Source organism: Bacillus sp. YKCMOAS1 (assembly GCF_030268125.1).
Classification (GTDB): domain Bacteria; phylum Bacillota; class Bacilli; order Bacillales; family Bacillaceae; genus Bacillus; species Bacillus safensis.
The window spans coordinates 215,990-239,618 of sequence record NZ_BSEI01000006.1 but is presented as its reverse complement, the minus strand read 5'-3'; the positions used below and the strand labels follow the sequence as shown (position 1 = coordinate 239,618).

23 protein-coding genes and 1 riboswitch are annotated in these 23,629 nt (G+C 44.8%); of the genes, 21 read left to right on the top strand and 2 right to left on the bottom strand.

Annotated elements, in window-relative coordinates:
* The first annotated feature begins 155 nt into the window (after window positions 1-155).
* The 16 genes from QSJ46_RS17685 (at window position 156) to ablB (ending at window position 15,232) form a co-directional block, all read left to right on the top strand.
* Window positions 156-710: a DUF2179 domain-containing protein gene (locus tag QSJ46_RS17685; protein ID WP_024424505.1), complete on the top strand. Its 555-nt coding sequence runs from the start codon at window positions 156-158 to the stop codon at window positions 708-710.
* Window positions 707-907, top strand: coding sequence for an NETI motif-containing protein (locus QSJ46_RS17680; protein WP_012009137.1), 201 nt, complete (start codon window positions 707-709; stop codon window positions 905-907). Before QSJ46_RS17685 ends, QSJ46_RS17680 begins: the two co-directional genes overlap by 4 nt.
* Before the next feature lie 79 nt (window positions 908-986).
* Window positions 987-1,088: riboswitch (purine riboswitch) on the top strand.
* A 169-nt stretch (window positions 1,089-1,257) separates the two neighbouring features.
* Window positions 1,258-1,746, top strand: a complete 489-nt coding sequence (gene purE / locus QSJ46_RS17675) for a 5-(carboxyamino)imidazole ribonucleotide mutase (RefSeq protein WP_039183007.1) — start codon at window positions 1,258-1,260, stop codon at window positions 1,744-1,746.
* Window positions 1,739-2,881, top strand: a complete 1,143-nt coding sequence (purK, locus tag QSJ46_RS17670) for a 5-(carboxyamino)imidazole ribonucleotide synthase (RefSeq protein ID WP_212040335.1) — start codon at window positions 1,739-1,741, stop codon at window positions 2,879-2,881. The genes purE and purK overlap by 8 nt, the downstream gene beginning before the upstream one ends.
* Window positions 2,878-4,173, top strand: coding sequence for an adenylosuccinate lyase (gene purB, locus QSJ46_RS17665; RefSeq protein ID WP_024426701.1), 1,296 nt, complete (start codon window positions 2,878-2,880; stop codon window positions 4,171-4,173). The genes purK and purB overlap by 4 nt, the downstream gene beginning before the upstream one ends.
* Before the next feature lie 72 nt (window positions 4,174-4,245).
* The gene (gene purC, locus QSJ46_RS17660) at window positions 4,246-4,968 is read left to right on the top strand and encodes a phosphoribosylaminoimidazolesuccinocarboxamide synthase (protein WP_039176936.1); all 723 of its coding nucleotides are present in this window, start codon (window positions 4,246-4,248) and stop codon (window positions 4,966-4,968) included.
* Window positions 4,961-5,215, top strand: coding sequence for a phosphoribosylformylglycinamidine synthase subunit PurS (gene purS / locus QSJ46_RS17655; RefSeq protein ID WP_003214349.1), 255 nt, complete (start codon window positions 4,961-4,963; stop codon window positions 5,213-5,215). Before purC ends, purS begins: the two co-directional genes overlap by 8 nt.
* The gene (gene purQ, locus QSJ46_RS17650; protein WP_024424510.1) at window positions 5,212-5,895 is read left to right on the top strand and encodes a phosphoribosylformylglycinamidine synthase subunit PurQ; all 684 of its coding nucleotides are present in this window, start codon (window positions 5,212-5,214) and stop codon (window positions 5,893-5,895) included. Before purS ends, purQ begins: the two co-directional genes overlap by 4 nt.
* The gene (purL, locus tag QSJ46_RS17645; protein WP_073979912.1) at window positions 5,879-8,110 is read left to right on the top strand and encodes a phosphoribosylformylglycinamidine synthase subunit PurL; all 2,232 of its coding nucleotides are present in this window, start codon (window positions 5,879-5,881) and stop codon (window positions 8,108-8,110) included. Before purQ ends, purL begins: the two co-directional genes overlap by 17 nt.
* Complete coding sequence (gene purF / locus QSJ46_RS17640; protein ID WP_039183010.1) at window positions 8,086-9,516, top strand: amidophosphoribosyltransferase; 1,431 nt, start codon at window positions 8,086-8,088, stop codon at window positions 9,514-9,516. Before purL ends, purF begins: the two co-directional genes overlap by 25 nt.
* A gap of 96 nt (window positions 9,517-9,612) precedes the next feature.
* Window positions 9,613-10,653: a phosphoribosylformylglycinamidine cyclo-ligase gene (purM, locus tag QSJ46_RS17635; RefSeq protein ID WP_047202803.1), complete on the top strand. Its 1,041-nt coding sequence runs from the start codon at window positions 9,613-9,615 to the stop codon at window positions 10,651-10,653.
* The gene (purN, locus tag QSJ46_RS17630; RefSeq protein ID WP_058837849.1) at window positions 10,650-11,219 is read left to right on the top strand and encodes a phosphoribosylglycinamide formyltransferase; all 570 of its coding nucleotides are present in this window, start codon (window positions 10,650-10,652) and stop codon (window positions 11,217-11,219) included. The genes purM and purN overlap by 4 nt, the downstream gene beginning before the upstream one ends.
* Window positions 11,220-11,234: 15 nt before the next feature.
* Window positions 11,235-12,773 (top strand): bifunctional phosphoribosylaminoimidazolecarboxamide formyltransferase/IMP cyclohydrolase, encoded by a 1,539-nt coding sequence (gene purH / locus QSJ46_RS17625; RefSeq protein ID WP_024426697.1) that lies wholly within the window; start codon window positions 11,235-11,237, stop codon window positions 12,771-12,773.
* 12 nt (window positions 12,774-12,785) lie between these two features.
* Window positions 12,786-14,060 (top strand): phosphoribosylamine--glycine ligase, encoded by a 1,275-nt coding sequence (gene purD / locus QSJ46_RS17620; RefSeq protein ID WP_285605109.1) that lies wholly within the window; start codon window positions 12,786-12,788, stop codon window positions 14,058-14,060.
* 111 nt (window positions 14,061-14,171) lie between these two features.
* Window positions 14,172-14,372, top strand: coding sequence for a hypothetical protein (locus QSJ46_RS17615; protein WP_047202800.1), 201 nt, complete (start codon window positions 14,172-14,174; stop codon window positions 14,370-14,372).
* A gap of 14 nt (window positions 14,373-14,386) precedes the next feature.
* Window positions 14,387-15,232: a putative beta-lysine N-acetyltransferase gene (ablB, locus tag QSJ46_RS17610; protein WP_224930622.1), complete on the top strand. Its 846-nt coding sequence runs from the start codon at window positions 14,387-14,389 to the stop codon at window positions 15,230-15,232.
* On the opposite strand, the gene QSJ46_RS17605 is transcribed toward ablB, so the two are convergent.
* On the bottom strand, window positions 15,227-16,885 hold the full coding sequence (locus QSJ46_RS17605) for a PucR family transcriptional regulator (protein WP_285605108.1): 1,659 nt from the start codon (window positions 16,883-16,885) through the stop codon (window positions 15,227-15,229). The two genes, ablB and QSJ46_RS17605, sit on opposite strands and share 6 nt — an antisense overlap.
* Before the next feature lie 190 nt (window positions 16,886-17,075).
* Here QSJ46_RS17605 and QSJ46_RS17600 point away from each other — a divergent pair, with 190 nt between their 5' ends.
* Genes QSJ46_RS17600 through QSJ46_RS17585 form a run of 4 tightly spaced genes read left to right on the top strand, consistent with a single transcriptional unit; the run spans window position 17,076 to window position 21,060 of the window.
* Window positions 17,076-18,440 carry an aspartate aminotransferase family protein gene (locus QSJ46_RS17600; RefSeq protein ID WP_107164016.1) on the top strand — a complete coding sequence of 455 codons (1,365 nt, stop codon included), beginning with the start codon at window positions 17,076-17,078 and terminating at the stop codon, window positions 18,438-18,440.
* Between the two features lie 12 nt (window positions 18,441-18,452).
* Window positions 18,453-19,139, top strand: coding sequence for a CoA transferase subunit A (locus tag QSJ46_RS17595; protein WP_064497684.1), 687 nt, complete (start codon window positions 18,453-18,455; stop codon window positions 19,137-19,139).
* On the top strand, window positions 19,115-19,780 hold the full coding sequence (locus QSJ46_RS17590) for a 3-oxoacid CoA-transferase subunit B (RefSeq protein ID WP_285605107.1): 666 nt from the start codon (window positions 19,115-19,117) through the stop codon (window positions 19,778-19,780). Before QSJ46_RS17595 ends, QSJ46_RS17590 begins: the two co-directional genes overlap by 25 nt.
* A gap of 14 nt (window positions 19,781-19,794) precedes the next feature.
* A complete protein-coding gene (locus QSJ46_RS17585) occupies window positions 19,795-21,060 on the top strand; it encodes a peptidase (RefSeq protein ID WP_285605106.1) in 1,266 nt (421 codons plus the stop codon).
* Between the two features lie 30 nt (window positions 21,061-21,090).
* On the opposite strand, the gene QSJ46_RS17580 is transcribed toward QSJ46_RS17585, so the two are convergent.
* Entirely contained in the window at window positions 21,091-21,312 is a 222-nt protein-coding gene (locus tag QSJ46_RS17580; protein WP_285605105.1) for a YgaP family membrane protein, read from the bottom strand.
* A 125-nt stretch (window positions 21,313-21,437) separates the two neighbouring features.
* Between QSJ46_RS17580 and QSJ46_RS17575 the strand changes: the two genes are divergently transcribed.
* Window positions 21,438-23,180 carry an adenine deaminase C-terminal domain-containing protein gene (locus tag QSJ46_RS17575; protein WP_285605104.1) on the top strand — a complete coding sequence of 581 codons (1,743 nt, stop codon included), beginning with the start codon at window positions 21,438-21,440 and terminating at the stop codon, window positions 23,178-23,180.
* The last annotated feature ends 449 nt before the right edge of the window (window positions 23,181-23,629 follow it).

Here is a 23,629-nt window from a genome sequence, read left to right as displayed (position 1 = left end):
AGAGAAAAAAACGGGTAAACTCTTGGTAACAAAGACCACCCTTGTTGTCGAAAGATATATGTGTTTTGATCGCGTAAATTTGATTGTATCAAGGTATGTTCTCTAGTAGAATATGGGGTGCTTTATTTGATTTTTTAGTGCAGGGGGTTCGAATCGTGCTTCAACAACTTTTATCCAATGCGTTCACCATGGTTTTAATCATTTTAGTGATTAATATTGTCTATGTTTCTTTTTCCACCATGCGTTTGATTTTAACAATGAAAGGCAGAAGGTACGCAGCTGCTTTTGCGGGTACGATCGAAATGCTCATTTATGTCATTGGGTTAAGTATCGTTCTAGATAACTTAGATCAAATACAAAATGTCATTGCGTATGCGCTAGGTTATGGAATGGGAATCATTGTCGGGATGAAAATTGAAGAGAAGCTGGCACTTGGCTACACAACTGTTAACGTGATCACAAAAGAATTGGATGTCGATCTCCCAAGACAATTGAGAGAAAAAGGATATGGTGTCACCAGCTGGGTAGCAGGCGGTCTTGAAGGAGACCGGACAGCATTGCAAATTTTAACACCGAGAAAATATGAACTGCAATTATATGAAACGATTAAGACGCTGGATTCAAAGGCGTTTATCATTTCATATGAGCCCAAATCGATTCACGGCGGCTTCTGGGTGAAGGCTGTGAAGAAAAGGAGAATTAAAGAATGACCGCAAAACCAAAGAAGAAAAAATTCTATGTGGAAGACAACATGACGATTGATCAAGTGTTGTCCCAGATGGCAGCGGAAGGCTACTCGCCTGTCCGACGAATGGAGGAACCGATTTTTCAGGAAAAGAAGGAAAATGGGTCGATTCAGATCATTCCGATTGGGAAAAAAATCGTATTTGAAGGAAAAATAGTCTAAATCCGAACATTAAAACGACGACTTCATAGATTGTTCGATAAATCCGTTGACATGATGAACATCCGTTGTTAAGATAAACATGAAATCAAAACACGAGCCTCATATAATCTTGGGAATATGGCCCATAAGTTTCTACCCGGTTACCGTAAATAACTGGACTATGCAGGATAGTGAACAAAACTGACATGGCGTTACAAAAGCGAACAGCGCTTACCATGGCCCGGTTTGTGTTGCTTCCTAACAATGCAATGCAAATCGGGCCTTTTTGTTCGGCGTTTGACAAGCTGCTTAGGTTTGGGAAGCGTGTCAAACGATACAAAATCGAATATCAGCTTAAAGGTGGGGACAAAATGAAGCCGCTTGTAGGTGTCATCATGGGAAGTACATCTGATTGGGAAACAATGAAAAATGCGTGCGACATCTTAGAGGAATTAAACATTCCGTATGAAAAACAGGTAGTATCCGCACACCGGACACCTGACTTGATGTTTGAATATGCGACTGAAGCAAGAGGTAAAGGACTAAAGGTCATCATTGCCGGTGCTGGAGGCGCAGCACATTTACCGGGAATGGTCGCAGCAAAAACGACACTGCCGGTCATTGGTGTGCCTGTACAATCAAAAGCACTAAACGGGCTGGATTCCTTATTATCCATCGTTCAAATGCCAGGCGGTGTACCAGTTGCTACAGTAGCAATTGGCAAAGCAGGTGCAACAAATGCAGGCCTTCTTGCCGCACAAATGATTTCAGCATTTGATGAAACAATCGCAGCTCGCCTTGAAGAAAGAAGAGAGCAGACAAAACAGACTGTACTAGAAAGCAGTGATCAGCTTGGCTAAGCAGACCATTTTTCCAAACGCAACCATCGGTATCATTGGCGGCGGACAGCTTGGCAGATATATGGCTGTCAGCGCAAAGCAAATGGGGTACCGGGCAGCAGTTCTAGACCCGGTCACACAATCTCCTTGCGGACAGGTTGCCGATACAGAAATCACAGCCGCATATAGTGATCTTGAAGCGATTCGAAAGCTGGCAGAAATCAGCGATGTGGTGACTTATGAGTTTGAAAATATCGATTATGATGCACTGAATCAGCTGAAGGAAGAAGCCTATTTACCACAAGGAAGCGACCTTCTTCTTTTAACTCAAAATCGTGAGACCGAGAAAAAAGGGATTGTAGACGCAGGCTGTGAAGTAGCACCTTACCGCATCATTCATGATGAGAAAGAGCTGGAAGATGCAGTGGACGTGCTCGGTTTGCCAGCCGTGCTGAAAACATGCAGAGGCGGCTACGACGGAAAAGGACAGTACGTCATCAAAGAAAAAGGACAGCTTCAGGAAGCAGCTGCACTTCTCACACATGGAACTTGTATTTTAGAAAGCTGGGTTCCATTCCAAATGGAGCTTTCGGTGATCGTCACTCGTTCTGTTCATGGAGAGATCGCAGTATTCCCAGTCGCTGAGAACATTCATAAGCATAATATTTTGTTCCAAAGCATTTTACCTGCAAGGGTAGAGAATCGCATTCAGGAGAAGGCGAAAGAACTGGCAACAACACTGGCTGAAAAGCTAGGGCTGGTTGGTACCCTTGCTGTAGAACTGTTCCTGACAAATGACGGAAAGCTGCTCGTCAATGAACTGGCACCACGCCCGCATAATTCTGGTCATTATACGCTCGATTTATGTGAGACAAGTCAGTTTGAACAGCACGTCCGCGCTATATGTGGTCTGCCGCTTGGCGGTACAGCCCTTTTATCAGAGGGAATGATGGTGAATTTATTAGGCGATGAAGTGGACATTCCAAAAGAGCATCCTGAGCTTCTCAAAGAAGCGAAGCTTTATCTATATGGAAAGCATGAAGTAAAAGCCGGCCGCAAAATGGGGCATATGACGTTTATGAAACAGCTCGATGATGAATGGATGACAAACATCACAAAGATATGGACTGAAAGAGATGGAGGAAACGGGAAATGATCGAACGTTACGCACGACCAGAAATGTCAGCAATCTGGACAGAGGAAAACAAATTTAATGCATGGCTTGAAGTAGAAATTCTCGCTTGTGAAGCTTGGGCAGAGCTTGGCGTCATTCCGAAAGAAGACGTTGTGACAATGCGCAAAAATGCAAGCTTTGATATTGGACGTATTCTGGAGATTGAACAAGACACGCGCCACGACGTGGTTGCCTTTACGCGTGCTGTATCTGAATCTCTAGGAGAGGAAAGAAAGTGGGTTCATTACGGATTAACATCGACAGACGTAGTGGATACGGCGCTTTCATATCTATTAAAACAGGCGAATGATATCTTGCTCAAGGACATTGAGAGATTTGTTGACATACTAAAAGAAAAAGCAAAAGAGCACAAATATACCGTCATGATGGGCCGTACACACGGTGTACACGCTGAACCGACAACATTTGGCCTGAAGCTTGGACTTTGGTACGAAGAAATGAAGCGTAACCTAGAACGTTTTAAACAAGCAAAAGCTGGCATTGAATACGGCAAAATCTCTGGAGCTGTTGGCACATATGCGAACATCGACCCGTTTGTTGAGCAATATGTATGTGAGAAACTTGGCATCAAAGCTGCACCAATTTCAACCCAAACCTTGCAGCGTGACCGTCATGCAGATTACATGGCTACTCTTGCTTTAGTGGCAACGAGCATTGAGAAATTTGCTGTTGAAATCCGTGGTCTTCAAAAGAGTGAAACACGTGAAGTAGAAGAGTTCTTTGCAAAAGGACAAAAAGGATCATCAGCAATGCCGCATAAGCGTAACCCAATCGGTTCTGAGAATATGACGGGAATTGCCCGCGTTATTCGTGGATATATGCTGACAGCTTATGAAAATGTACCGCTTTGGCACGAGCGTGATATTTCTCATTCATCTGCTGAGCGCATCATTTTACCAGATGCTACGATTGCACTGAACTATATGCTCAACCGTTTCTCAAACATCGTGAAAAACTTGACGGTCTTCCCTGAGAACATGAAACGCAACATGGACCGCACTCTTGGCTTAATTTACTCACAGCGCGTTCTTCTTGCCTTAATCGATACAGGCATGGCACGTGAAGAGGCATATGACACGGTTCAGCCAAAGGCAATGGAAGCGTGGGAGAAGCAAGTGCCGTTCCGTTCATTAGTAGAAGCAGAAGAAAAAATCACGTCACGTTTAACACCTGAACAAATCGCTGACTGCTTCGATTACAATTATCATTTGAAAAATGTCGATATGATTTTCGAACGTCTAGGTCTTGCGTAAGAAACGGGCCGCCTGCTCGCCAGGCGCCCAATCCTGAAAATTGCCAACATTCAAATTAGGAGGCCAACCTGAATGACTGTGAAACAAGAACTTCTCTACGAAGGCAAAGCGAAAAGAATCTATCAGACCGATGACGAGCATATTTTATATGTTGAATATAAAGACTCAGCTACAGCATTTAACGGCGAAAAGAAAGCCGAAATCGAAGGCAAAGGCAGATTGAACAACGAAATTTCGAGCTTAATCTTTCAAATGCTGCATGAGAAAGGAGTCAACAATCACTTTGTGAAACGCCTTTCTGAAACAGAGCAGCTCATTCAAAAGGTGCAGATTGTTCCGCTTGAAGTGGTTGTACGAAATGTAGTGGCAGGCAGTATGTCAAAACGCCTCGGCATTCCAGAGGGAACGAAACTGGACACACCTTTGATTGAGTTTTACTACAAAGATGATGCACTCGGCGATCCGCTCATTACAGAAGATCATATTCGCATTTTACATGCAGCGACACCTGAACAGGTAGAGGAAATGAAACAGATCACAAGACAAGTGAATGAAGAATTAAAGCAAATCTTCTCAGACTGTCATGTGAATTTAATTGATTTCAAGCTTGAATTCGGAATAGATCACGAGAATCGTATTTTGCTAGCTGATGAGATTTCACCTGATACGTGCAGGCTTTGGGACAAAGATACAAACGAAAAGCTTGATAAAGACGTGTTCAGACGAAACCTGGGCGGCTTAACGAATGCATACGAAGAAATTTTCAAAAGACTTGGAGGCCATAAACATGTATAAAGTGAAAATTTTTGTCAGCTTAAAAGAGAGCGTTCTTGATCCACAAGGAAGTGCCGTGCAGCACGCTTTGCACAGCATGTCTTATCAGGAAGTAAAGGATGTCCGTATCGGGAAATACATGGAGCTTGTCATTGAAAAATCAGATCGTGATTTAGACACAGTCGTCAAAGAAATGTGCGAAAAATTACTTGCCAACACGGTGATTGAAGATTACCGCTATGAGGTGGAGGAGGTTGTCGCACAGTGAAGTTTGCAGTGATCGTCTTGCCTGGCTCTAACTGTGATATCGATATGTACCATGCGATTCAAGATGAGCTAGGTGAACAAGTTGAATATGTATGGCACGACGAAACGAGTCTTGACGGTTTTGACGGTGTACTCGTACCAGGCGGTTTCTCCTATGGGGATTACTTAAGATGTGGTGCGATCGCTCGCTTCTCAAACATCATGCCGGCGGTGAAGAAAGCAGCTGAGGAAGGAAAACCTGTTCTTGGTGTTTGTAACGGGTTCCAAATTCTTCAGGAGCTTGGCATTCTTCCGGGTGCGATGAGACGAAATAAAGACTTGAAGTTTATCTGTCGACCAGTTGAACTCATTGTAGAAAACAACGAAACGCAATTTACAAGCGGTTATCAAAAAGGCGAATCCATTACGATTCCTGTAGCGCACGGTGAAGGCAACTTCTACTGTGATGAAGACACTTTAGCGAAGCTCATTGAACGCGGCCAAATCGCTTTCACTTACGGAGACGATATTAACGGCAGTGTGAATCGAATTGCAGGTGTAACGAATGAAGAGGGCAATGTACTCGGCATGATGCCGCACCCTGAGCGCGCGGTTGATTCATTACTAGGCAGCGCAGACGGACTTAAATTGTTTCAATCTATCGTGAAAAATTGGAGGGACACTCATGTCACTACTGCTTGAACCAAGTCACAAGCAAATTAAAGAAGAGAAATTGTATCAGCAAATGGGATTGAGTGATGAAGAATTCGCTTTAATCGAATCCATTATTGGCAGGCTGCCAAACTACACAGAAACGGGTATTTTTTCTGTCATGTGGTCAGAGCATTGCAGTTATAAAAACTCAAAGCCTGTTTTAAGCAAATTCCCGACAAAAGGAGAGCACGTTCTTCAAGGTCCTGGGGAAGGCGCTGGAATCGTTGATATTGGAGACAACCAAGCGGTTGTATTTAAAATCGAATCACATAACCATCCATCTGCGATTGAACCGTATCAAGGAGCGGCGACAGGTGTCGGCGGAATTATCCGTGATGTATTCTCCATGGGTGCGCGTCCAATTGCTGTATTAAACTCTCTTCGTTTTGGTGAACTGACTTCACCGCGCGTGAAGTACTTGTTTGAAGAAGTAGTGGCAGGGATCGCAGGCTATGGAAACTGTATCGGAATTCCAACAGTCGGCGGAGAGGTTCATTTCGATCAAAGCTATGAAGGCAACCCGCTCGTGAATGCAATGTGTGTTGGACTAATCAACCATGAGGACATTAAAAAAGGGCAGGCCAAAGGTGTTGGCAACACGGTCATGTACGTTGGTGCCAAAACGGGACGTGACGGAATTCACGGTGCAACATTTGCGTCTGAGGAATTTTCTGATGAATCAGAAGAAAAACGCTCAGCTGTTCAAGTCGGTGATCCGTTCATGGAAAAACTGCTGCTTGAAGCGTGCCTTGAAGTCATCAAAAACGATGCACTCGTTGGGATTCAGGATATGGGAGCGGCTGGCTTAACAAGCTCAAGTGCGGAAATGGCGAGTAAAGCAGGTTCTGGTATCGAGATGAATCTAGATCTCATCCCGCAGCGTGAAACAGGCATGTCAGCATACGAAATGATGCTGTCTGAATCTCAAGAGAGAATGCTTTTGGTCATTGAAAAAGGCCGTGAACAAGAGATCATTGATATTTTTGAAAAATACGATCTTGAAGCGGTATCAGTCGGTCATGTGACAGACGATAAAATGCTTCGTTTACTTCACCAAGGTGAAGTGGTATGTGAGCTTCCTGTTGACGCGCTTGCAGAAGAAGCGCCGGTTTATCACAAGCCGTCAAGTGAGCCTGCCTACTATCGTGAGTTTTTAGAAACAAAAGTTGAAGCACCTGCTATCACAGATGCAGCCGACACGTTAAAGCAGCTTCTCCAGCAGCCAACAATTGCAAGTAAAGAATGGGTTTATGATCAATATGACTACATGGTTCGGACAAATACAGTCGTTGCACCAGGCTCTGATGCGGGCGTTTTAAGAATCCGTGGAACGAAAAAAGCCCTTGCGATGACAACCGATTGTAACGCACGTTATCTGTACCTTGATCCAGAGGTCGGCGGGAAAATCGCAGTCGCAGAAGCAGCACGTAACATTGTGTGCTCAGGCGCTCGTCCGCTTGCAGTAACAGATAACTTAAACTTCGGTAACCCAGAGAAACCAGAAATTTTCTGGCAAATTGAAAAATCTGCTGACGGTATTAGCGAAGCTTGCCGCAAGCTAAGCACACCAGTTATCGGTGGTAACGTCTCTTTATATAACGAATCAAATGGAACAGCCATTTACCCAACACCAGTCATTGGGATGGTTGGTTTGGTCGAAGATACAGCTCATATTACGACGCAGTCATTCCAGCAGGCTGGTGATGTGATTTTCGTGATTGGTGAGACGAAGGAAGAATTCGCAGGCAGTGAGCTACAAAAGATGACAGAAGGCCGTATTTACGGAAAAGCACCAGAAATTGATTTGGATGTAGAGCTCACACGTCAGGAAGCCCTTCTTGCTGCGATTCAAAACGGACTTGTTCAATCAGCACACGATGTGTCTGAAGGCGGTCTTGGTGTCGCACTTGCTGAAAGTACATTTGGAACAGACGGTCTTGGCGCTCATATCCAAATGGATTTAAACAGCGCAGCTTCATTATTCAGTGAAACACAGTCACGTTTTGTTGTCACAGTGAAACCAGAGCACCGCGAAGCATTTGCTGCGGCTGTCAAAGATGCGAAAGAAGTTGGAACGGTCACAAATGATGGTGTATTCACCGTCAAAAATCAAGAAGGACAACAATGGATTCATGCAGCGGTCAACGAACTTGAACGCGCATGGAAAGGAGCGATCCCATGCTTGCTGAAATCAGAGGCTTAAACGAAGAGTGTGGCGTCTTTGGGGTTTGGGGACACGAAGAAGCCCCGCAAATCACATATTACGGATTGCATAGTCTTCAACACCGTGGTCAAGAAGGTGCGGGAATCATTGCAACAGATGGTGAAAACCTGACGGCACATAAAGGCCTTGGACTGATTACGGAAGTCTTTCAAAACGGTGAGCTAAAGGATTTGAAAGGAAAAGGTGCAATCGGACATGTCCGGTATGCGACAGCAGGCGGAGGCGGCTTTGAAAATGTGCAGCCCCTTTTCTTCCGCTCGCAAAACAACGGCAGTCTTGCCCTTGCTCATAATGGGAACTTAGTGAATGCAACGCAATTAAAGCAGCAGCTAGAGAACCAGGGGAGTATATTTCAGACATCTTCTGACACTGAAGTGCTCGCTCATTTAATTAAACGCAGCGGCTATATTGAATTGAAAGAGCAGATCAAAAATGCCCTGTCCATGCTTAAAGGAGCATATGCTTTCTTAATTATGACGGAAACTGAAATGATTGTGGCACTTGATCCGAACGGCTTACGTCCGCTTTCACTAGGTATGCTTGGGGACGCTTATGTCGTTGCTTCTGAAACATGTGCATTTGATGTTGTCGGCGCCACGTATTTACGAGATGTGGAGCCTGGCGAAATGCTGATTATTAATGATGAAGGCCTCAAATCTGAGCGCTTCTCCATGAATATTAACCGCAGCATGTGCAGCATGGAATACATTTATTTCTCAAGACCTGACAGCAATATCAACGGCATCAACGTGCATAGTGCGAGAAAGAACCTTGGCAAAAAGCTTGCTGAGGAAGCACATGTCGAAGCAGATGTTGTGACAGGTGTACCAGATTCGAGTATTTCTGCAGCGATTGGATATGCCGAAGCAACAGGTATTCCATATGAGCTCGGTTTAATTAAAAACCGTTATGTCGGCAGAACCTTTATCCAGCCGTCTCAAGCACTGCGTGAGCAGGGCGTGCGCATGAAGCTGTCTGCTGTGCGCGGGGTCGTCGAAGGAAAGCGTGTCGTGATGGTGGATGATTCCATCGTACGCGGAACAACAAGCCGCCGCATTGTGACGATGCTAAGAGAAGCGGGTGCGACGGAAGTCCATGTCCGCATTAGTTCACCGCCAATTGCACATCCGTGTTTTTATGGAATTGATACGTCCACACATGAAGAGCTGATTGCTTCTTCTCATTCAGTGGAAGAAATTAGACAGGAAATCGGTGCAGACTCCATTGCATTTTTATCTGTAGACGGTTTAATGGACGGGATTGGCAGAAAGTATGATGATCCGCAGCGCGGTCAATGCTTAGCATGCTTTACTGGGAAATACCCGACTGAAATTTATGAAGATACTGTTCTTCCGCATGTGAAGGAAACAGCACTGACGAAATAATCGAATAAAGGAGCAGCAGTCAAGATGCTTTGATATGCTGCTCTTTCATTCTGCTGAAAATAAATGGAAGAGAAGCAGCTAAAAGGAGTGAATGGGATGTCAGAAGCATATAAAAACGCCGGTGTCGACATCGAAGCAGGATACGAAGCCGTCAAACGAATGAAAACACACGTAGAACGTACAAAAAGAGCAGGCGTCATGGGTGCTCTAGGTGGATTTGGCGGTATGTTTGATTTATCTGAGCTTCCATATAAAAAGCCCGTTCTTGTTTCAGGAACAGATGGTGTCGGAACAAAATTAAAGCTTGCCTTTTTAATGGATCAACACGATACGATCGGCGTCGATGCCGTGGCAATGTGTGTCAACGATGTGCTTGCACAAGGGGCAGAACCGCTCTTTTTCTTAGATTACTTAGCAGTCGGAAAAGCAGATCCTTTGAAAATTGAATCCATTGTCAAAGGTGTGGCTGACGGCTGTGAGCAGTCTGGTTCAGCGCTTGTCGGCGGTGAAACAGCAGAAATGCCGGGTCTTTATACAGAAGATGAATATGATATTGCTGGTTTTTCAGTAGGCGTCGTTGAAAAGGATGAAATCGTGACAGGAGAGAGCATCAAAGAGGGGCACTTGCTGATTGGACTCAGCTCAAGTGGAATTCATAGCAATGGGTACTCTCTCGTTCGTAAAGTATTGCTTGAAGACGCTGGTCTTGACCTTCATCAGACGTATGAACCTTTTACAAGACCGCTTGGAGAAGAGCTTCTTGAACCGACTAAAATTTATGTAAAGCCTGTTCTTAAACAAGTGAAAGCCGGTAAGGTTGACGGTATGGCACATGTGACAGGCGGCGGTTTTATTGAAAATTTACCACGTATGCTACCTGAAGGGCTTGGCATTGAGATTGATAACGGTTCATGGCCAGTACCGCCAATTTTCTCCTTTATTCAAGAAAAAGGACAGTTAAAGGCAGAAGAAATGTTCAACGTGTTTAATATGGGCATTGGTTTTGTCTTAGCGGTAAAAGAAGATGATCTTGTCGAAGTGATCAGAGGACTTGAAGAAGACGGAGAGAAAGCTTTTCTCATCGGCCGTGTTCAAAAAGGAGAAGGTGTCACATTCGGCGGTGGAAGCCTCTCATGAAGAAGTTTGCGATCTTCGCCTCCGGAAGCGGGACGAATTTTCAAGCCATTATTGATACATTAAAAAAAGAACAGTGGCAGGCAGAGGCTGCCATTGTGATTTGTGATAAACCGGGGGCAAAGGTGCTGGACCGTGCTGAGAAAGAGGGCATTCCCTCCTTTGCATTTACCCCGAAGGCTTTTCCGAATAAGGCCGCTTTTGAACAAACGATCATTGAACAGCTTAGGCTGCATGAAGTGGAATGGGTTTTCCTTGCTGGGTATATGAGACTGATTGGTCCGACATTACTTGAAGCATTCAGAGGGAAAATTGTTAATATCCATCCGTCCTTGCTGCCAGCCTTCCCAGGGCTTGATGCTATTGGTCAAGCCTATCAAGCAGGCGTCAAAGTGGCAGGCATTACTGTCCATTTTGTCGATGAAGGCATGGATACAGGTCCAATCATTGACCAAGCGTCGATTTACATCGAACAAGGGGAAGAGCTTGAATCGATTGAAAAAAGAATGCATGAACTAGAACACACACTATATCCAAAAGTGATCAAATCACTTTTAGAATTATCTTAATGAGGTGACGAAGGCATGACGATCAAACGCGCATTAATCAGTGTTTCCGATAAAACGAATCTTGTACCTTTTGTGAAAGAATTAACAGAACTTGGTGTTGAAGTGATTTCAACTGGAGGTACACACAAGCTTCTTCAAGAGAACGGCATTGATGTCATTGGGATTTCAGAAGTCACTGGATTCCCTGAAATCATGGACGGACGACTCAAAACACTTCACCCGAACATTCATGGCGGGCTTTTAGCAGTGAGAGAAAACGATGAGCATATGGCGCAGATTGAAAAGCATGGCATTCAGCCGATTGATCTTGTTGTCGTGAATCTCTATCCATTCAAAGAGACGATCTCAAAAGACGATGTGACATATGAAGAAGCGATTGAAAACATTGATATTGGCGGACCGGGAATGCTTCGTGCAGCATCAAAAAACCATCAAGACGTCACAGTGATTGTCGATCCTCGTGATTATGATACAGTCATTCAGCAAATCAAAGAAGGCGGCGTGTCACTAGAGAAAAAGCGTGAGCTTGCTGCAAAGGTATTCCGTCATACGGCTGCTTACGATGCTCTAATTGCAGATTACTTAACGAATTTTGTTGGCGAAACAGAGCCAGAACAGTTCACTGTCACGTTTGAGAAAAAACAATCCCTTCGTTATGGAGAAAACCCGCACCAAGCGGCGACTTTCTATGAAAATGCTCTTCCAGCGAAAGGTTCGTTGGCTACTGCAAAGCAATTACATGGAAAAGAGCTTTCCTATAACAATATTAAAGATGCAGATGCAGCACTCCAAATTGTACGAGAATTCACGGAGCCAGCCGCTGTTGCTGTGAAGCATATGAACCCGTGCGGCGTTGGTACAGGAGAAACGATTGCAGAAGCATTTGACCGAGCGTTCAAGGCAGACGAAACTTCTATTTTTGGCGGCATTGTGGCACTTAACCGTGAAGTAGATAAACAAACGGCTGACGTACTGCATACGATTTTCTTAGAAATTGTCATCGCTCCTTCGTTCAGCCAAGAAGCACTTGACGTGTTAACGGCGAAAAAGAACCTTCGTCTATTAACATTAGATGTAGAAGCGGATCTCGGGAAAAAAGAAAAACAGCTGACAAGTGTCCATGGCGGATTGCTTGTTCAGGATATTGATACGTACGGCTTAGAGGAAGCAACGATCTCTATTCCAACGAAAAGAGAACCAACAGAAGACGAATGGAAAGACTTAAAACTTGCTTGGAAAGTGGTCAAGCATGTGAAATCAAATGCCATTGTTCTTGCGAAAGATCAAATGACAGCAGGGATCGGCGCTGGACAAATGAACCGTGTTGGCTCAGCGAACATTGCGATTGAGCAAGCAGGTGAAAAGGCAAAAGGAAGCGCACTAGGCTCTGATGCGTTCTTCCCAATGGGCGATACAGTGGAAGCTGCTGCAAAGGCAGGCGTCACAGCGATCATTCAGCCAGGCGGATCTATTCGTGATGAAGAATCGATTCAAAAGGCAGATGAATACGGCATCGCCATGGTCTTCACTGGCGTTAGACATTTCAAACATTAAGGGGATGACAGTGTGAACGTACTAATTATCGGCAGAGGCGGAAGAGAGCATACCATCGCATGGAAAGTGAATCAAAGTGAACTTGTCAGCCAAGTATTTGTCGCACCCGGCAATGATGGAATGACAGATGCTGCGAAGCTTGTACCAATCGACGAAGGCGATCATGAGGCATTAATTCGTTTTGCAAAAGAAAACGAAATCGGCTTAACCATTGTCGGTCCAGAGGTTCCTTTAATCGCAGGTGTCGTTGATGCATTTGAAGAAGCAGGTCTAAAAGTATTTGGACCGAATGCAAAAGCTGCGGTCATTGAAGGCTCAAAGGAATTTGCAAAAGACTTAATGAAAAATTACCATATCCCGACAGCCGCCTATGCTGCCTTTACATCGTTTGAAGAAGCAAAGGCGTATGTGGAAGAAAAGGGTGCGCCGATTGTCATTAAAGCAGACGGGCTCGCCGCAGGAAAAGGCGTGACAGTGGCTATGACGCTTGAAGAGGCGATCGATTGTCTGCATGATTTCTTAGAGGATGAAAAGTTTGGCGATGCAAGTGCATCTGTCGTCATCGAAGAATTTTTAACAGGCGAAGAATTTTCACTCATGGCCTTTGTCAACGGAGAAAAGGTGTACCCGATGGTGATTGCGCAGGATCACAAACGGGCCTTTGAAGATGACAAAGGGCCGAACACCGGCGGAATGGGCGCTTATTCACCAGTTCCGCAAATTTCAGATGAAGTCGTCCGAAAAGCGGTGGAGGACGTCGTCAAACCGGCAGCTCGCGCGATGGTGCAGGAAGGGCGTCCATTTACAGGCATTTTATATGCTGGCTTAATGCTGACACCAGAAGGCTCAAAGGTGATTGAATTCAATGCACGCTTTGGCGACCCTGAAACGCAAGTGGTTCTCCCTCGTCTACAATCAGATCTAGTTCAAGTATTTCTCGATATTCTTGATGGAAAAGATGTGGACTTACAGTGGAAAGACACTGCGGCTGTCAGTGTGGTTCTTGCATCAGAAGGATACCCAGAAGACTATGCAAAAGGCACACCAATCGGTACCTTGCAAACGACTGTCTCTGATGTCGTGACCTTCCACGCAGGAACAAAAAAAGAAAACAATCAATTCGTCACGAATGGCGGCCGTGTAGCGAATGTGACCGCATTTGACGACACATTTGAAGCGGCAAGATCAAGAGTGTATGAAGCGGTTGAAGAAATCATACAGCCAGGTCTATTTTATCGCCGTGACATTGGTGCCCGTGCGCTGAAGGCTGCGGGGAAAAACGTTTAATCAAAACACCTTTCTATCTGACGAGATGGAAAGGTGTTTTTTGTTCATGAGAAGGGATGATGCTCGAATATGAAGAAGTAATATGGGATGACGAATTTATGAGGAGGCAGCATGGTCATTCAAGGAATCATTCTATTTGCCATCGTACTACTTATTTTATTTATACTGTTCTCAAATCTCATCATGTATGAAGCGAGAAAGCAAAACAAAGCCAAAAAAGGCTCAGCCATTAGGTATATGATCATGTCGATTTTTTCTGGTATCGTCATTGTTTCATGTTCCATTTGGATTTTTTTTTTAGCTGATTTATAAGAGAGGATGAGTATATGGTGCAATTGAAGGAACTTGCGAACGAGCGTTTTTCTGCTTTGATCTGTATGGATTCATTTAATGAGCGAATTCGTTTGGATGACTATAGCGGCAGGGTGCGGGATGTGATTCAGTCGGTTCTTCAGGAAGCGGCGGACTGTAAGGCTTCTAAGGTCATTGTGAAAGTCAGGCGTGAGCATATGCCTCTTTTTTTAGAAAAAGGCTTTCGGCTTGAAGGTGTGTTTTCTCATTATTTCCTTGGAAGTGATGCGTACGGCATGTCGCTCTTTCTGACGGAGAGTCGAATGAACAGCCCATATTGGCTGAAGGAAGATGAAATTGTTGCGTCTATTCAAGAAAAGCCTCTCAAAAAAGATCAAGGCACGTGGCAGGATGAGTATGTGATGAGGAAAGCGGATACGCAGGATATTCACAAGCTGGCAAAGCTCTATGATACTGTCTTTGAAACGTATCCTACGCCAATGAATGAGCCAGATTACATCCAAAAGGTGATGGAGGAAGGGACGGTGTTTTATGCCGTTGAACACGATGGGCACATTGTGAGTGCAGCATCTGCTGAAATCAATGCGCCTTATGGTCATGCGGAATTAACAGATTGTGCGACCCTTCCGGCATACAGAAAACTAGGATTCATGCATCATTTGATTCTAGCACTCGAAAAGGAACTTCAATCCATGCACATTTATGTCTTTTATTCTCTCGCACGTGCACTGTCCTATGGAATGAATCAAGTGTTTTATCAGCTCGGGTATACGTATACCGGCCGTTTTCAAAACAACTGCTATATTTTTGACAAAATTGAAGATATGAATCTATGGGTCAAAACGCCGAATGAATCATGAAATGGTTCTCATCTGATCAAGCAGACCAGATAGGCGGTACGCCATGATACTGAGCTGCAGCTTCATCCGATCATCCGTGGATTTGAGGCTGCAGCCTGTTCTCGTTTCAATTTGTTTTAGCCGGTAGCTTAATGTATGTCTGTGAATAAACAATTCTCCCGCAGATTTTTGAATATTTTCATTGTGGGCCAAATACACTTCGAGTGTATGGATCAGGTCTGCTCCCTGTTTTTTCGTATAAAGCAAAGGACTTAACAACTCCACGTAAAAGTCATGCAAATTCATACCCGCTTCATTCATTTCAAGAAGCATCCCGTATAAGCCGAGCTTCTGATAATGAATGATGCATTCGTCGGTCTTTAAAAGCGGAAGAAGCCTTGCTGCATACTGTGCTTCCTTCGCGCTTTTTGCAAAGAGACCGATCTGGTCATAGGCTCTCCCAATACCAATCACGATCGGATGGACGGGAAAAAAATAAGACCAAGTGCTCCGGCACTCTTCTGCTGCGCGATACCACTCCGCTTCTTGAAACGCTTTTTTTCCTGCGGGGGTAAGAACAAAAATGGAATCGAGCCTTGTCTTAAGTAAAAAAGGAATATGTCTGCGTTCAAATATCGACGTGAGCAATTGAGATAGGCGCTGCATCATTTGGTGATCGAGCTGTGTGTGCTGATGCTGAAATTGAAAGTAGATGACCACCTGCTCATCGCTCATATCATATTGCAGCTTTGTTGCTTGTTCGATGACATAGCTTTCTTCTGTGTATTGCTGCTGCAAAATATCATCTAACAAATGACCTTGCATTTGGTTTTCTGTATCTTGAATGGCTTTTTGCTTCAGCCATTCAATCGCATACACGGCTCCGGCATGCTCGATGGCAATCGCGTCGAGATGATGCCACGCATCCTTTCTCTTCAAAGACACAATAAACCCGAAAATATCACCCATTGCAATCACCGGACATGCAGCAAGGACAAACGCACCGCACGTGTCATAAACGAGCCGTCCTTTCTCCTCAGCCTGCTTGAGAAGAGGCGTCGTTTCAATTGGTTCACGATCTGTCAGAAAGCCAAAAGCAGGAGAGTACGTCACTTCATCTTTTATGAGATGAACTGCTGTTTGATGTAAAAAAACATCAAGCACAACGATGTTTGCCGAAGTGAGATGTGCCAGCTCATCTGTAATTTGTGTGACATTTTTATTGCTGACATTTAAATGAGTCAGTCTTTGGTGAATGGCTGAAGAATATTTAAGCTGGTGGAGCTGGCTGCTGACGATTTGCTCTAGAACGGCTTTTGTAATGTCTGAGAAGTTGACATGTGAAGGAATCTCGATGAGTGGAATGCCGCTGTTTTTGGCAGCTTCGATCAGTGATGCAGGAATTTCCGTTAAGTACACGCCTTTATAAATGGCAATGGCGGATAGACGATCAGATTGAATCAGTTCTTCAAGCCGGGCGCGCCTTTCCCTATTGTCTGCAAGCCCAAAGCCGGTTGTGACAAGCAGCTCTCCTTCTGAAAGCCTTGAAGTATCTTCGATAATTTCCACGATGGTCACCCACTGAATGAGGCGATCCAGTCCATTTTCTCCAGCAAGCAGCTTTGTTTCCTTCATGATATCGAGCGAGAGTGCATCTTTGACGAGAATCGCCATAGACTCATGACCTCCTTTTGAACACTCTTATACACGATGTATAAAAAATACGTGTGAAATTCGGGCATGTGGCGAATGGAGGATGACTGCCCTCTTGATTAAGCTAATCTTATAACAAGTATACAAAATTTTCTTGCGATTCATGAAAAAAGAAAGATGCAGCTGCTGACGAGAGAGGGAGGAATGACAAGTGGAGACCCGGGATTACTTAATCAAACCAATGTTGAATCAGCATTATCCTGTGGCTGTGAAAGGAGAGGGGATTTATTTATATGATCGGGACGGGAAAAAATATTTAGACGGCTCATCTGGTGCTGTCACGGCAAGTATTGGACATGGCATACGAGACATCATTGATGCCATGACAGAGCAAGCGAAAAAGGTGAGCTTTACGTACAGATCACAATTCACAAATGAACCAGCAGAAGAACTTGCCTATGAATTGAGTACACTCTGCCCAGGGAACCTGAACTGGTCTTTTTTTGTCGGAAGCGGATCAGAGGCAACAGAGACCGCCATGAAAATTGCCATTCAGCATTGGCAGGAGCAGGGGAAGGCTGAGAAGAATCATATCATCTCAAGATGGATGAGTTATCACGGCATCACACTTGGTGCGCTGTCGATGTCAGGACATATTGCAAGGAGAGAGCGCTTTGAACCACTGCTCGAAAAACACCCGGTGCTGTCTCCGCCATACAGCTACCGTTCATGGCTGCCAAAGGAAGATAGCAAGCAGGTCGAATGGTATGTCCAGGAATTTAAAACCGTCATTCAGCGTATAGGAAAAGAGAGGATTGCGGCTTTTATTGCAGAGCCGATTGTTGGAGCAGCGGGCGCGGCACTTGTACCGCCAGATGGATATTTTGAGGCGATGAAGCGAGTTTGTGAGGAAAACGATATTTTAATGATTGCAGATGAAGTCATGACAGGCTTTGGACGAACTGGGAAAATGTTTGCCATGGAACATTGGGGCGTCGTACCAGATATTATGGTACTCGGAAAAGGCATGAGCGCCGGCTATTCACCAATTGCGGCAGCTGTCTCAGCGGATCATGTGATTGCACCGATTCTCAGCGGTTCGGGCTCTGTGATGGCAGGCCACACATATAGCGGCAATCCGCTTTCAGCAGCCGTCTCACTGGCTGTCATTCGATATATGAAAAAACACCAGCTTTCAGAACGGGCTGATTTGTCTGGCCGATATTTAATGAATGCTTTAAAGGATTTGCAATCAAAACATTCCATTATAGGAGATGTGAGAGGAAAGGGACTGCTCATTGGCATTGAGTTTGTCGCAGACCGATTATCGAAAACACCATTTCCTGCCCATGCTCAAATGACACATTTAGTTGTAGAGACGGCCAAGCAGAATGGGTTGCTTGTTTACCCAGCAAGCGCTGGAGAGGATGGCGTAGGAGGTGCAGCAATCATGATCGCACCGCCGCTTTCCATCGCGCAGCAGGAGATGGATGAACTCATTCATTTATTCGGGCAGACAATGACGCAGGTTGAACAAGAAGTCATCAATCGAGGGTTTTTCCCATCTGCCATGTAGGGAGGAAAGAGGATGAACAAAACAGCGAGTCTTGATGAAGTGATCACACGTTTTAAGGACGGGATGACCATTATGTTTGGCGGGTTTGGCGGTGTGGGCTCACCGCCATCATTGATCGATGCCATCCTAGAAGCCAATATCAAAGACCTGACATTGATCGGAAACGATGCAGGCTTCCCGCAAATTGGTGTTGGCAGGCTGATCACAGAAGGAAGAGTGAAGAAAATCATTGCTTCACATATTGGCTCTAATCCAATTGCCGGGCAGAAAATGCAGGCGGGTACACTAGACGTTCTTTTTTACCCGCAGGGCATCCTAGCGGAAAAGATTAGGGCAGGCGGAATGGGTTTAGCGGGCATTGTGACAGATGTCGGCATGGATAGCCTCAATCTTGATGAGAAACAATTGGTTCCGCTAGGTGGAAAGCAGTATATTCTTGAGCCTGCGCTGACTGCGGATATTGCGATTGTGAATGCCCTCAAAGCAGATGAAGCAGGGAACCTGATTTTTGATAAAAGTGCACGGAATACAAACCCGATTGTGGCGATGGCAGGAGACTGGACCATTGCAGAAGTAGAAGAGATTGTGCCTGTGGGCAGGCTTCATCCAGAGGAAATTGTGACGCCAGGCGTATTTGTGAACCAGATCGTGCAATCAAAAGGAGTGAACTGGACATGGGCATGGGAGACATCGATTTAAGACACCGCATAGCGAAACGTGCGGCACAGGAAATTGAAGATGGGATGATCGTCAATCTTGGGATCGGCATCCCAACCCTTGCAGCTGAATACATCCCACCACATTACGAGGTGTGGCTGCATGCAGAAAACGGCATTATGGGAGCAGGCGCTTCACCAGCACGAGGGGAAGAAGACCCGAATTTGTGCAATGCCGGAGGTTTCCCTATTACGTTAACAAAAGGCGGCTCATATATGGACAGCACAACCGCTTTTGGCATCATTCGCAAAGGGATGCTGGATATGACGATTTTAGGTGCACTAGAAGTCAGCAGTCAGGGGGATCTTGCGAATTGGATTGTACCAGGTAAACGAGTACCGGGTATGGGCGGAGCGATTGAACTCGCGCAAAAAGCGAAAAAGGTAGTGGTCGTGATGAGCCACCTTGATAAACACGGACAATCTAAGATAAAAGCCGCCTGCACGCTGCCTTTAACAGCTAAGTCTTGTGTGGATCTGATTATTACAGATATGGCAGTCATTGAGGTCAAATCAAAGCTGCTCATTTTGCGTGAAGTCATGCCGCCGTTTCAGCCGGAAGATGTCATGAGGGCGACAGAGGCGCCGCTCATTTTAGCGCCTGATGTCAAATCTGTTGTGTAGAAAGGATGACCGACTTGCAGCCAATTACACGTATCAGAAGCTGGATGAAAGAGCATAAGGAAGAAGCCGTGACGCTTCTTCAGCAAATGGTGCAATGTGACAGCACACAAGGAAATGAGCAAGACGTACAGCAAATCGTAGCAAATAAACTTTCTGCTATAGGTTTTGATGTCGACATATGGGACATTGGCGGAGATGACTTGCTGAACCACCCGTATTTTTATTCCCCAAGGCGTTCTTTTAAAGGAAGTCCTAATGTCGCCGGACGATTGAAAGGAAAAGGCGGCGGCAAATCTATTTTATTAAATGGGCATGTGGATGTTGTCCCAGCAGGAGATCACAAACAATGGACATATCCGCCCTACAGCGGGCATATCATAAACGGGAGACTTTATGGACGCGGGGCAACAGATATGAAAGGTGGAAACGTTTCTTTACTCTTTGCACTTGAGGCACTGCATGCGCTTCAGATTCCGCTGAAGGGAGATGTCGTGTTTCATAGTGTTGTTGAAGAAGAGAGCGGCGGTGCAGGCACCCTTGCAGCCATACTGAGAGGATATACAGCAGATGCAGCCATCATTCCAGAGCCAAGTCATATGAAAATATTTCCGATTCAGCAAGGATCTAAATGGTTCAGACTGCATATTAAAGGAAGGGCTGCTCATGGCGGAACAAGATATCACGGCGTTTCTGCTATTGAAAAGAGTACGATTGTCCTTTCACATATAGCGGCACTAGAAGAAGAAAGAAATCAGCGAATCACGGAGCCGCTGTTTCAGCATATTCCAATTCCAATTCCGATCAATATCGGGAAAATTCAAGGCGGTGATTGGCCATCCTCTGTAGCAGACCTTGTCACAATGGAAGGCAGGCTCGGGGTGATGCCGGGTGAGACAGTAGAACAGGCAGAAAAGGAACTAGAAAATTGGATGGCAGGACTCGGAGAAAAAGATGAATGGTTCCAAGAGCATCCTGTTGAGGTCGAATGGTTTGGTGCAAGATGGCTACCGGGTTCAATCGATACGGATCATCCGCTTTTAGGTTTATTGAAGGAACAATATGAAGCGGTCATGAAGCAGCCGCCGAAGATCGAAGCCGCCCCTTGGGGAACTGACGGCGGATTACTGTCACAGGCAGCAGGTATTCCCATTATCGTGTTTGGACCTGGAACAACGGAGCTTGCCCATTTTCCGAATGAATCTATCGACATTGAGCATGTGATAGAAGCAGCAGAAATCATTGCAGGGACAATGGTCGAATGGTGTGAAGCAGCGGAATGAGATGAAATGAACATAAAAAAGAAGGCTGCCTTATTCAGCCTTCTCTTTATGTGTGTTTTGCTGCTCACACATATATGTCACTGGACAAAAACGAAGAATGCCAGATCCTAGTTTCATACCGCCCAACATGATGCCCAAAAGCAGCATTTTACTCCATGGTTTTCTAGTATATAAGGATCCAGCTACAGTACATATTGTCATTCCGCAGGCAATTCTAATGAGCGCTTCCATTAAGCCGAGATTAGGTTTCATTGAAGGTGAATCTCCTTTTTTAAATTATTTTAAGTGTGATTTCAAGAAATTGTAACGTTTCATTAATGCGTAACGTGGTTCGTTATGTTACGATAGGGCTAATACAAATGAAGGAGAGTATGTGAATGTCCGAACGTACTTTTAATTGGAGAAATAATGACATCCGCACACAAATCGATGTAGTCGACTCAAAAATAGTTCCAACACTCCTTTTAACGAATGGACTCGTGCTTAACCCGTTTTTGAAGCAATGGGTGAAGGCAAATATTTGGATACATGATGATCGAATTGTTTATGTCGGAGCAGAGCTTCCTCAAAATAAATCAGCTAAACGTGTGATTGATTGTGAAGGGAAATACATTGTGCCTGGGTATATAGAGCCTCACGCGCACCCGTTCCATATTTATAATCCCCAATCACTTGCAGAATATGTGTCTCAATTTGGCACAACAACAATGGTCAGCGATAACTTATTTCTTCTTTTGCAAAGCAATGAAAAGAAAGCGCTTTCCACTCTGTGTGAATTAAAAAAGCAGCCATTTCAGTATTTCTGGTGGTCCAGATACGATCTTCAAACGGAAGTCAGATATGAAGATGAGATGCTGCCTGTCAACTACCGGAAGGAATGGATTGATCATCCTGACGTCCTTCAAGGCGGCGAATTAACAAGCTGGCCAAGATTGATGGACGGTGATGATCTCATTTTATATTGCATGCAAGAAACGAAGAAGCAGAGAAAACGAATTGAAGGGCATTTCCCTGGAGCTTCTGAGAAAACGCTAACAAAAATGAAGCTGTTTGGCGCGGACAGTGATCATGAAGCGATGAATGCGGACGATGTGTTAAAACGCTTGTCCCTTGGCTATCATGTTTCATTGCGGCATTCTTCCATCCGCCCAGATTTAGTGAACATTTTAAGAGAATTGCATGAGCGTGATTTTAGACACTATGACCACTTTTTCTATACAACAGATGGTGCTGCTCCTCACTTTTATGAGGAAGGCATGATTAACCGCTTGATTTCGATCGCCCTTGAAGAAGGCGTGCCGATCATTGATGCGTATAATATGGCGACATTTAACATTGCAAAATACCATCAAATTGATGACTTATTAGGCGTTGTCGGTCCTGGACGGCTGGCTTCTTTGAATATTTTAGATGATCCAATGAACCCAAATCCTGAAACAGTCATATCTAAAGGGGTTATCCTCAAATTAGATGGCGAGAACCAGCATCAATTCCAAGAAACAAAATGGGAAAATGGCGGGCTTCTTCCATTAGATTTGGGGTATGATCTGACGATGAGTGATTTGCAATTCTCTATGCCGCTAGGTGTGAAGATGAGAAATGCCGTCATCATGGAGCCTTATACAGTGGAAATTGATAACTCAATCAACCAGCTGTCATGTGACCATGATCAAAGCTTCTTTAGCCTGATTGACCGAAAAGGCGAGTGGCGTGTGAATACGATGCTAAAAGGATTCGCAAACAAAGTGCAAGGCTTTGTCAGCTCATTTTCGCTCACGGGTGACATTTTAGTGATCGGGAAAAATAAAGAGGATATGATGCTGGCACATAAGCGGATGAAAGAAATTGGCGGGGGAATCGTCCTCACAGAGAACGGGAAAATTTTGCATGAAATCCCGCTGCAATTATCAGGCTGTGCATCGGCTGAACCATTTGAGACTATTCTTCAGCAGGAACAAACATTACGCGAGCTGCTCATTGAGCGCGGCTATCCATTTGACTGCCCAATTGATACACTTGTCTTTTTCCAAAGTACACATTTGCCATATATTCGAGTGACGCCAAGAGGAATATTTGATGTCATGAAAAAAACTGTACTCTTTCCGTCTATAATGCGTTAAAATATAACAGAGTGGAGCTGTATCATCTTTGCCGCATTTCTGACTGCTGTTATAGGGCAGAAGTGAGCTATGGTTCTCTTCACTGCCATGTAAGTGATCATGATCTTATGTGGAGCTGTTGACAAAGCAGAGGGCTTTGACATGACGAATGAAGTACTCTAATTGTAAAATGATTCTGTCGGTTACGCTGACCGGCCAACATATTTTGAATGATCGAGCAAGGCGGGGCGCATATTTGTGGGTCTCGCTGAGCTTTCCGCAAAGTCTATATATTAGGGCAGAAGACCTAACCAAGCAGAAGTCATCTTTATACCGGAAGCAAACAAGTTTGTCAGATTGTCATACAAGGAAAATGACAGAACTTGTCGAATTTGTTTACGATAAAGAAGCTTCGGCTTACGAAAGAACCTGACGGCATTTTCAGCGTAGAACCAAACCTGTCATGATCT

Bases quoted from the DNA above. Each gene is read 5' to 3' on its own strand.
- QSJ46_RS17680 (WP_012009137.1), top strand. From the start codon at position 707: ATGACCGCAAAACCAAAGAAGAAAAAATTCTATGTGGAAGACAACATG.
- purE (WP_039183007.1), top strand. From the start codon at position 1,258: ATGAAGCCGCTTGTAGGTGTCATCATGGGAAGTACATCTGATTGGGAA.
- purB (WP_024426701.1), top strand. From the start codon at position 2,878: ATGATCGAACGTTACGCACGACCAGAAATGTCAGCAATCTGGACAGAG.
- purC (WP_039176936.1), top strand. From the start codon at position 4,246: ATGACTGTGAAACAAGAACTTCTCTACGAAGGCAAAGCGAAAAGAATC.
- purS (WP_003214349.1), top strand. From the start codon at position 4,961: ATGTATAAAGTGAAAATTTTTGTCAGCTTAAAAGAGAGCGTTCTTGAT.
- purL (WP_073979912.1), top strand. From the start codon at position 5,879: ATGTCACTACTGCTTGAACCAAGTCACAAGCAAATTAAAGAAGAGAAA.
- purF (WP_039183010.1), top strand. From the start codon at position 8,086: ATGCTTGCTGAAATCAGAGGCTTAAACGAAGAGTGTGGCGTCTTTGGG.
- purM (WP_047202803.1), top strand. From the start codon at position 9,613: ATGTCAGAAGCATATAAAAACGCCGGTGTCGACATCGAAGCAGGATAC.
- purN (WP_058837849.1), top strand. From the start codon at position 10,650: ATGAAGAAGTTTGCGATCTTCGCCTCCGGAAGCGGGACGAATTTTCAA.
- purH (WP_024426697.1), top strand. From the start codon at position 11,235: ATGACGATCAAACGCGCATTAATCAGTGTTTCCGATAAAACGAATCTT.
- QSJ46_RS17615 (WP_047202800.1), top strand. From the start codon at position 14,172: ATGGTCATTCAAGGAATCATTCTATTTGCCATCGTACTACTTATTTTA.
- ablB (WP_224930622.1), top strand. From the start codon at position 14,387: ATGGTGCAATTGAAGGAACTTGCGAACGAGCGTTTTTCTGCTTTGATC.
- QSJ46_RS17605 (WP_285605108.1), bottom strand. From the start codon at position 16,885: ATGGCGATTCTCGTCAAAGATGCACTCTCGCTCGATATCATGAAGGAA.
- QSJ46_RS17595 (WP_064497684.1), top strand. From the start codon at position 18,453: ATGAACAAAACAGCGAGTCTTGATGAAGTGATCACACGTTTTAAGGAC.
- QSJ46_RS17590 (WP_285605107.1), top strand. From the start codon at position 19,115: ATGGGCATGGGAGACATCGATTTAAGACACCGCATAGCGAAACGTGCG.
- QSJ46_RS17580 (WP_285605105.1), bottom strand. From the start codon at position 21,312: ATGAAACCTAATCTCGGCTTAATGGAAGCGCTCATTAGAATTGCCTGC.
- QSJ46_RS17575 (WP_285605104.1), top strand. From the start codon at position 21,438: ATGTCCGAACGTACTTTTAATTGGAGAAATAATGACATCCGCACACAA.